This window comes from Streptomyces sp. NPDC051136, from assembly GCF_044455745.1.
In the GTDB taxonomy this organism is placed as follows: Bacteria; Actinomycetota; Actinomycetes; order Streptomycetales; family Streptomycetaceae; genus Streptomyces.
In genome coordinates this window covers 46659-52765 of record NZ_JBITFE010000005.1, presented here as the reverse complement: position 1 = coordinate 52765, position 6107 = coordinate 46659, and the positions used below count along the sequence as shown (strand labels likewise).

Here is a 6107-nt window from a genome sequence, read left to right as displayed (position 1 = left end):
CCGCCCGCCGCGCGCCCCCCCCCGCGCCCCCCCCCCCCCCCCCCCCCCCCCCCCCCCCCCCCCCCCCCCCCCCCCCCCCCCCCCCCCCCCCCCCCCCCACGGCTGTTCGCCGTCCGCCGTGTCTGCGGGGACCGCGGACGAGGCGGGCGGTGCGTGTGCCGTCACGACCATGCGGGAGGCGCGGTCCGGCGGGGCCGCCGCGTGCGCCGCGAAGGCGGCGTCGTCGGTTCCCGTCCGACTCGGCCCGGCCGACGGTGCGGCCGGGCCGAGTCGTTCTCGACGCCGGCCTGCCCGATATCACTTTTCGCACACTCTTAACGGCGCCATTTCAGTGCGCGGCACCTTCCGCAATTGAGGTCCGGGGCCGATGCTTCTTCAATTGCCCCCGGCGACCGAGCGGGCCACAATGAAGCGCGCACATGTCCCGCCGACAGGACAGTACTGCGACATTGCCGAGCACTCACTACACCGTTGAAAGGTGGGTTCCGCATGTTCGTCCCCAGCCATTACCGGCAGCCGGAAACGTCGTGGATGGTCGATCTGATGCGCTCCAACCCGCTGGCCCTGATGGCCAGCAACGGCACTTCCGAGGCCGGACCGTTCGCCACCCACCTCCCCGTCATCTTCGACCCGGAGGGCGGGACGGAACCGGCCGACGACCTCGCCGGACTGCCGCTGCTGGGGCACATGAACCGAGCCAATCCGCACTGGTCGGCACTGGAGGACGAGACGGTCGTCCTTCTCTCCTTCACCGGCCCGCACGCCTATGTCTCGCCCACCGTCTACGATGTGACCCCCGCCGCCCCCACATGGAATTTCACCTCCGTCCACGTGCACGGAGTGGTGGAGAAATTCGATTCGATCGAGGAGACCCTGGAGGTCGTCCAGGCCACCGTGCGGGCTTTCGAGGAGAAATTCGGCGACAACTGGGACATGACCGAGTCCATCGACTATTTCCACAAGATCGTTCCCGCTGTCGGAGCATTCCGCATTCGCGTCACCAAGGCCGAGGGCATGTTCAAACTCAGCCAGGAGCAGGATCCGGAGATCCGGGATCGCGTGGTCCAGTCGTTCGCCGGGCGCGGCTGCACGCGGCACTCCCAGACGGCCACGCTGATGAGCCGCCTGCCGTGACGGTGCCCTCCGACACGAGGGGTCCGCATCCCCTTCCGGATGTGCGGACCCCTCGACCGGTGACGCCGGCGTACCGTTACTCCAGGGCGGCCTGCCGCAAGCCGCCCTCTTTCAGCACCCGGTCGGCCGCGGCGTCGAGGGTGTGCATCACCCACTCCGCCAGCTCGGCGCCGGACTGCTCCGCCGCCTTGTGCCACCACTGGAGCCGGTTGTCGGGCACGGCGAGGCGGCGCGTCGACGCCTCGCCGGCGTCGGCGGCGGGCGGGGTGCCGTCACGGTGGGCGCGGAGCGCGTTGCGCAGTTGCTTGGTGCTCCACTTCATCCGCTCGGCGCGGTCCAGCCACGTCTCCTGCTCCTCCAGGGGCAGGGACGCCAGCTCGGCATGGTGCTGGAAGCTGAGCGCGGAGCGCCGGCGGTACAGCTCGAAACGGCGGGACACCCAGGCGTAGTTGCGCAGCGTCTGGTACTGGAGGCCGGCGGCGCGGATCCCTCGTTCGTAGCGGTCGGCGTAGTGGTCCTTGCCGTAGACGAGCCAGTCGCCCAGCCACCAGGACGACGAGTTGAGCAGTCCGGACAGCTGGCGCCCGGCTCGCTCCCACTCCTCGAAGGCGAGTCCGGCGGGTATGTGCAACCCCACGTTCGTGGTGAGCACCTGGTCGCGGCGCGACTCCGGCGCTCCGGCAGTCCGCGCCTTCTGCGCGGCCCGGCCGAACGGCAGCGCCCTGGAGCCTTCTACTTCAGTGACCTGATTTCTCATCACGCCCTCCATAACAACGCCTTCGTCAGCCGTACCGGTTCGCGGTGGCTCCTTATCGCATACAGAAAGCGTTCACCCCGTCTTAATCGGACAGCACCGAAATCAGTGGCCACGGTCGGGCACCAGGGGTAGACACCCCTGCTCCAGCGGAACCCCGCGTACGACGCCCCGGCCAGTCCGGTTGCCCAAACGCCGCGCTTCTCGAGTAGATCCCGACACCGGATCCAAATTCAAGGATCTTGGCGCCACCGAGCGCGACTTTGCGGAGTCCGAGCTTCCTCTCGACTCCAAAGGTCCAGTCCACTGACTGGCGGGTTTCGTTCGCCCCGCCGGTTCGGCCGCACGCCGCGGGCCGAGGTCGTCCGCGACGGAGCGCCTGCTGCGGGGATACGGTGCTTCACCTCGAACGATCAAGGAAGTTGCAGTACAGGGAGGCGCCGAGGAGGACGGCGCTCGCACCCGCACCCCGGACGGGCGACCGGGCCCGGACGGTGGCCGGAACGGAATCCGGTCGTCCTCGGCCACTCCGACGTCCTGCTTCCTTGCGCCACCGCAGGCGCCAATACAAGCCAGGCCCCCACCAGGGAGTGGCGCCATTGCGACACGCCGCTTAGACTGCGCCGCATCACCGCTCGGTAACATCGGGGGAGTTATTGCGGCATGGATATGGCTTATGCAGGCATGTCACCAAGATCAAATCTTGCCCCACGCGACAGCAATTCTGCATTGTCACTGGCCGATTTCAGCTCGACGATATTCCGTAGTTTACGTCGGGCCGACCAGCGCAAGTGGGCCTACACCTATCTGCACGGTCTGCTGATCACGCCCGGGAAGAAATCGGTGCGCCGGCTGGCGGCCGCCGCCTCGAGCGATCCGTCCGTCGCGCAGGCGCTGCGGCAGTTCGTCAGTCTCAGTCCGTGGGACTTCGACGCCGTGATGGAGGAACTGACGCACTGGGTGGAAGGCCGTGCGTCCGAGCCGGTGTGGAACCTCGGCCGGGCGGTCCTGCCCAAGCGCGGCAACCGCTCGGTGGGAGTCGACCGGCACTTCGACCTGGAGTCGGGCCGGTCCGTCAACTGCCAGCTGGGGCTGGGCGCGTTCCTGTCCGTGGGCGCCGTCCAGTTCCCCGTCGACTGGAGTCTGTACCTGTCCCCGGCCTGGGTGCAGGACCCGGACCGGCGCAGCGACGCGCGCATTCCCGACTCCGAGCAGTACCGTCCGCTGTGGGCGCTGGCACTGCGTCTCGTCGACCGGCTCGCGGCCCGGACGTCGTCGTCCCCGGTCGTCGTGGCGGACATGGGCGACGAGCCGGACGTACGGTACCTGCTGAGCGGACTCGCCAAGCGACGGTGCGACTTCGTCGTGGCCGTGCCTCCGCACCTGCCGGTGCTGCCCGTCGGCAACATGGCAGCCACTCCCGCGCCGGTCAGCGCGAGAGCGAGGCTCTCGGCGCAGAGCACGGAACCGGCCGTGGTCACCGCACCCGACGGGCGGCAGCGCGCCGCCTCCTTCCAGACCTCGCTCGTCCACGTGCCCGGGCTGTCGCAGGGCCACTCCCCCGGTCCGCCCTACCGGTTGTTCGCCGAGATGCGCGAGCCCTCGGTCACCGGTCCGCTGTGGATCACCAGCCTCGCCCATCACGGCCTCCCCGAGGTCGCCTCGATCGCCGCCGCGCACACCGGGACGGCGGACGCCGTGGCGCACTTGGAGCGGGACTTCGGACTGCTCGACTTCGAAGGGCGTTCGTTCCCCGGCTGGCACCACCACATGGCCCTCGTCTCCGCCGCGTACACCTATCGGCATCTCGGCGCGCCCGCCGCACCCGCCCGCTCCGGCAAGCGGTGCGGAGCGGCCGGGCGGGCGCCGTAGCGCCCGGGCCGGAGCCCGCCTGCCGGCCGTGGGGCCGTCCCGGACCGGGACGGCCCCACGTCGGTCAGCGGCTGTACTCGGGTTCCTGGGTCCGCCTCGGGTGGGGCGGGGCACCGAGTCGGCGCGCAAGCTTCCCGCCCTCCACGTCCATGTTCGGCAGCACCCGGTCGAGCCACTTCGGCAGCCACCAGGCCCGGTCGCCGAACAGGGCGAACAGGGCCGGGATGACGGCCATGCGCACGACGAACGCGTCGAAGAGCACGGCGAGGGCCAGACCCAGGCCGACCATCCGCACGAAGTCGTTGTCCTCCATGACGAACCCGGAGAACACGCTCGTCATGATCAGGGCGGCCGCGGCGACCACCCGCCCGCTGTGCCGGAAGCCGGTGACGACGGCCTGGTGGGTGGACTCGCCGTGCACGTAGGCCTCGCGCATCCGCGTCACCAGGAACACTTCGTAGTCCATGGCGAGGCCGAAGACCACACCGATCATGAAGATGGGCATCGTGGACATGATGGGCCCCGGCTGGTCCACGCCCACGATGTCGGCGAACCAGCCCCACTGGAAGATGACCACGACCACGCCGAGTGCCGCGGAGACCGACAGCAGGAAGCCGAGGGCGGCCTTCAGCGGGACGAGGAGCGAGCGGAAGACGAGGATCAGCAGGACGAAGGCGAGGCCGACGACGAGCGCGAGGTACGGCACCAGCGCATCGTTGAGCGTCCTGGAGAAGTCGATGAACATGGCGGTCTGACCGCTCACCAGTACCTCGACGTCGTCGGCCCGCCCGACGTCGTGCAGGTCGCCGCGCAGGGTCTTCACCAGCTCTTCCGTCGTGCCCTCCGTCGGCCCGGTCTCGGGTACGACGTTGACGATGGCGGTGTCACCGGCCTCGTTGGGCGTCGGGGAGCCCACCTGGGCGACACCGGGCCGGCCGGCGAGTTCGCCGGCGACGTCCTCGGCCACGGCCTTGGCGTCCTCGGCCTCGACGGTCACCAGCAGAGGGCCGTTGAAGCCGGGGCCGAAGGACTCCGACAGCATGTCGTAGGCCTTGCGCTGGGTGGTGTCGGGGGCCATGGTGCCCTCACCGGGCAGGCCCAGTTCCAGCCTGGTGGCGGGCGCGGCGACGGCGCCGAGGCCCAGCACCCCGAGCAGCAGGACGGCGGCGGGGCGGCGCAGCACGAGTCCGGCCCAGCGGGCTCCGAGGTTCGGCCGCTGCCGGGCCGCCCGCTTCTCGCTCTTGCGGCGCTGCCGGGCGCTCAGGCGCTTGCCGGCGATCCGCTTGCGCTCCCGGCGGGGCAGCACCCGGTAGGGGGCGAAGCCGAGCAGCGCGGGCACCAGGGTGACGGCGACGAGGACCGCGATGGCGACGGTACCGGCGGCGGTGAGGCCCATCTTGGTGAGTATCGGGACGTTGACGACGGCGAGGCCGGCGAGGGCGACGATCACGGTGAGGCCGGCGAAGACGACGGCGGATCCGGCGGTGCCGACGGCCCGTCCCGCGGCATCCCCGCGGTCCCGGCCCTCGGCCATCTCGGCACGGTAGCGGGAGACGATGAAGAGGGCGTAGTCGATCCCGACGGCCAGGCCGATCATCATGGCCAGCGTGGTGGTCGTCGAGGACAGACCGAGGGTGCTGCCGAGCGCGCCGATCGCCGAGATGCCGATGCCGACGCCGATGAGCGCCGTGATCAGCGGCATGCCGGCCGCCACCAGCGAGCCGAAGGTCAGGACGAGGATGACCGCGGAGACGCCGATGCCGATGAGCTCGGCGGTACCGCCCAGCGCCTGGTCCACGGGGACCGCGTCACCGCCCATCTCCACCGTGAGCCCGTCCGCCCTGGCGTCGGCGGCGGCCCGGAGCAGCGCGTCGTGCGCCCGGTCCGAGACCTCGGCGGCGGCCACGTCGTAGGTGACGACGGCGTAGGCCGTCGTGCCGTCCTCGCTGACGGCTCCCCCGGCGAAGGGGTCGGAGACCCGGACGACCTCCGGGGCCTCGGAGAGGTCGGCGACGAGGGCGGCGACCTCCTTGCGGGGCCCGGTGTCGGAGATCTTGCTGTTCTCCGGGGCGCGGACCACCACCCGGGCCGAGGCGCCGTCGGCGCTGGCCGCCGGGAACTTCTCCTTGAGCAGGTCGAAGGCCTTCTGGGACTCCGTGCCGGGCATGGAGAAGGTGTCGGCGGGCGGGGCGGGCGCGGTCGAGGCGGCGAACGCGGCACCGCCGAGTGCGAGCAGCCACAGCAGGACGACGACGCCTCGTCGCCGGAAGGCGAACCGGCCCAGTTTGTACAACAGGGTGGCCACGGTGCATCAACTCCAGGTGTGTCATGGGGGAAAGCGAGGTGG

General features: G+C 70.7%; 4 protein-coding genes. 2 read left to right on the top strand and 2 right to left on the bottom strand.

The window, feature by feature from the left end:
* The first annotated feature begins 489 nt into the window (after nucleotides 1–489).
* Complete coding sequence (locus ACIBCJ_RS15510) at nucleotides 490–1134, top strand: FMN-binding negative transcriptional regulator (protein WP_362103158.1); 645 nt, start codon at nucleotides 490–492, stop codon at nucleotides 1132–1134.
* Nucleotides 1135–1210: 76 nt separating this feature from the next.
* Here the strand turns inward: ACIBCJ_RS15510 and ACIBCJ_RS15505 are convergent, their stop codons facing one another.
* Complete coding sequence (locus ACIBCJ_RS15505) at nucleotides 1211–1891, bottom strand: LmbU family transcriptional regulator (RefSeq protein ID WP_362103159.1); 681 nt, start codon at nucleotides 1889–1891, stop codon at nucleotides 1211–1213.
* A gap of 726 nt (nucleotides 1892–2617) precedes the next feature.
* Here ACIBCJ_RS15505 and ACIBCJ_RS15500 point away from each other — a divergent pair.
* Nucleotides 2618–3760, top strand: coding sequence for a transposase (locus ACIBCJ_RS15500; protein WP_365981515.1), 1143 nt, complete (start codon nucleotides 2618–2620; stop codon nucleotides 3758–3760).
* Nucleotides 3761–3824: 64 nt separating this feature from the next.
* On the opposite strand, the gene ACIBCJ_RS15495 is transcribed toward ACIBCJ_RS15500, so the two are convergent.
* Entirely contained in the window at nucleotides 3825–6065 is a 2241-nt protein-coding gene (locus tag ACIBCJ_RS15495; RefSeq protein WP_362103161.1) for an MMPL family transporter, read from the bottom strand.
* Nucleotides 6066–6107 lie beyond the last annotated feature (42 nt).

Coding starts and splice junctions, on each gene's coding strand:
- ACIBCJ_RS15510 (WP_362103158.1), top strand. CDS start 490: ATGTTCGTCCCCAGCCATTACCGGCAGCCGGAAACGTCGTGGATGGTC.
- ACIBCJ_RS15505 (WP_362103159.1), bottom strand. CDS start 1,891: ATGAGAAATCAGGTCACTGAAGTAGAAGGCTCCAGGGCGCTGCCGTTC.